We start from the raw sequence: 3,034 nt of genomic DNA on the forward strand, positions 1-3,034 counted from the left end.
TGGTGGATCTGAGGGGACTCGAACCCCTGACCCCCTGCATGCCATGCAGGTGCGCTACCAGCTGCGCCACAGACCCGTGCGCCGCGAAGCGCGGCCCGTCGAGTGTACACGGAAGGGTGCCGACGCCATCGGTCAGCGAGCCGGCTCGGGTTCCCCAGCAGGGGCGCGATCGCGCGGGCCCGGGCAACCTTCTCGGTGAACGTGTTCGTCACGATGGAAAGCGAGCCCGGGTTCAGCATCGCCCTGCCGATCGCGTGCAGGCTCGAGGCGCCGGCGTGCAGGTCCGTGCCGATCGACGGCAGCGCGCGCCCGCGGTGGCCGTACTGGCCGGTGGTGTCGCGGTTCCCGCGGTGACTCCAAGAACCGCGGGATGACCGTTCAGTGCGATCCGGGTTCCGTCGTGAACGCGCTCAGATGCTCGGCGGACCGAGCACAGCGGTCGCGATCGTGCCGAGCGCCGAGTCGGCGGTGGAGGGGTTGAAGGCGCCGGCGAGCACGTCCCGGTAGAGCCTCGACAGCTCCGACGAGGCGGAGTACCCGCTGCCTCCGCCGACGAGGATGGCCTGGTCGACTACGGCTTTCGCCTGCTCCGTGACCCGGACCTTGAGGCCGGCCGCCTTCGCGAACCAGAGTCGGCCGTGATCGGCAGCGGTGTCGACGTCCCGGGCCAGGGAGCGGATCTGCGGATCGAGCGCGTCGTCCAGGAGGGCGGCGGTGGCGACCCGACGGCGGACGTCCGGGTCGTTCGACCGCGGTGCTCCGCCGAGCTTCAGCGACGTGCGGCGCTGCGCGGACTCCGCGGCGAGCTCGACCGCGCGGTGCGCGATCCCGGCGTAGACCGACGCCAGCAGGATCTCGAAGTTCACGAACACCCCGAAGATCAGCGGGTCGGGGTTCGGGCCCGGCGGCAGCCGGCGGACGACGCGGTCCGCGCGCACGACGGCGCCGGAGAGGTGCGTCGTGTCGCTTCTCGTCGCGCGCTGGCCGAGCGTGTCCCAGTCCTCGACGATCTCGATGCCGGGGGCGGTCCGGTCAAGGAAGCCCCACACGATCCGGGGAGCGTCCTCGCTCGTGGAGTCGAGGCCGAACGTGCCGAGCCGCGTCCAGACGGGGGAGAGGGAGGTGAAGGTCTTCGTGCCGGTGTACGCCACCGCGCCGCCGTCCAGCGGCCGCGCCTCCACCGTCGAGCCGAACAGGACGAGGTCGTTGCCCGCCTCGCTCACCCCGAACGCGAACACCTCGCCGGCGGCGGCCTCCTGCAGCACGAAGTCGAGCGACGCGTCGCCCCGGTCGTGCAGCGTCTTCGCCACCGCGGTCCAGACGAGGTGCATGTTCACGGCGAGCGCGGTCGCCGGCGCGGCGGCGGCCAGCCGGGACTGCTCACGGGTCAGCGCTTCGAGCGTCAGGCCCCAGCCCCCGAGCGCCTCCGGCACGAGCGCCGCCAGGTAGCCGGCGTCCTGCAGCTCCGCGAAGTCGTCGGTGGGGAAGGAGCCGTCCCGGTCGTGGAGCGCGGCGCGGCCGGCGATGCGGGACAGCAGCTCGGGCTCGAGCACGCGGGCTGGGGAGGACACGCCGTCACGCTACGCGCGGGGGAGGACAGGGGTGCGCGCGCTGGTCGGTGCGCGCGGGAGGGCCCGCACGGCACTCAGCCGGAGCCCATGTCGCGTCCAGCGCTCCCTCCGTACGCTCCCGGCGTGACCTCCACGACGATGCTCGTCCTCGGCGCCAGCGGCGACCTCACCAAGCGACTGCTGCTGCCCGGCATCGGCAGCCTGATCACCGGAGGAGAGCAGAGCGACGCGGACCTGCTGGACGGCTTGACGATCGTCGGCAGCGGCCGCTCCGAGAAGTCGGCGGACGACTGGCGCTCCACCGTGCAGGAGGCGTTCGACGGCGTCGAGGCGAAGGGCGACCTCGCCGACTCGATCGTGCGGTCCTCCTCCTACGTCACCGCCGATCCGACGACGGAGGACGACTGGCACCGCCTGCTCGACCGCGTCGACGGCGACCTGGTCGTCTACTTCGCGCTGCCGCCGGCCGTGGTCGAGAAGGTCATCACCGTGCTCACGAAGCTCGAGCTGCCCGAGCGGACGGTGCTGGCGCTCGAGAAGCCGTTCGGCGAAAACGCGGAGGACGCGGAGCAGCTGAACCAGCAGCTCGCGCAGCTGGTGCCGGAGGACCGGATCCACCGCGTCGACCACTTCCTCGGTCAGCGCGCCACGCTGGCGATCCTCGCGCTGCGGTTCGACAACCGGCTGCTGGAACCCGTCTGGAACGGCGAGTCGGTCGAGCGCGTCGAGATCGTCTACGACGAGAAGCTCGCTCTGGAGGGGCGTGCCGGCTACTACGACACGACCGGCGCGCTGAAGGACATGCTGCAGTCGCATCTGCTGCAGGTGCTCTCCGTGATCGCGACCGAGCCGCCGGCCGGCGTCGACGCGGACACGCTGCGCACCGCGACGGCCGCGGCGCTGAAGGCGACCGAGGTGTGGTCGCACGGGCCGGTCTTCCCGAACACCGCCGCGCCGTCACGACGGGCGCGCTACACGGCGGGGAAGGTCGACGACGAGACGCTGCCGGCCTACGCCGACGAGGACGGCGTGGATCCGAAGCACGAGACGGAGACCCTCGCGGAGATCGCGCTCGAGGTGCGGACGTCCCGCTGGGCGGGTGTGCCGTTCCTGCTCCGCTCCGGCAAGGCGATCGCCGAGCCGACGGACGCGATCGTGCTGACCCTGCGCCCTGTCCGACACCGGCCCGACGGGCAGACCGGGCAGTCGCAGCCGGAGCGCATCGTGATCGGGTTCAAGCCGCCGCGCGTCTCCATTGACCTGACCGCGGCCGGCGGGTCGATGCCGTTCCGCCTCGAGGCCGGCGATGTCAGCGGCACCCTGCCGAAGAGCGCGGTCACCGAGTACGGCGAGGTCGTCAGGGGCGTGCTGAGCGACGACCCCACGCTGTCCGTGCGCGGCGACGTGGCGGTGCAGTGCTGGAGGATCGTCCAGCCGATCCTCGACGCCTGGCAGCGCGGCGA

General features: G+C 72.3%; 2 protein-coding genes and 1 tRNA gene. 1 reads left to right on the top strand and 2 read right to left on the bottom strand.

Annotated elements, in window-relative coordinates; all coding sequences use genetic code 11:
* Positions 1–76: transfer RNA gene (locus tag ACFE67_RS14755), tRNA-Ala, on the bottom strand.
* A gap of 334 nt (positions 77–410) precedes the next feature.
* Positions 411–1,571 (bottom strand): acyl-CoA dehydrogenase family protein, encoded by a 1,161-nt coding sequence (locus ACFE67_RS14760; RefSeq protein ID WP_375407626.1) that lies wholly within the window; start codon positions 1,569–1,571, stop codon positions 411–413.
* Between the two features lie 123 nt (positions 1,572–1,694).
* Between ACFE67_RS14760 and ACFE67_RS14765 the strand changes: the two genes are divergently transcribed.
* Positions 1,695–3,034, top strand: a 1,340-nt coding sequence (locus ACFE67_RS14765; RefSeq protein ID WP_375407627.1) for a glucose-6-phosphate dehydrogenase, incomplete at its 3' end; no start/stop codon positions are given.

The sequence above is a fragment of the uncultured Amnibacterium sp. genome (genome assembly GCF_964244015.1).
GTDB lineage: Bacteria > Actinomycetota > Actinomycetes > Actinomycetales > Microbacteriaceae > Amnibacterium.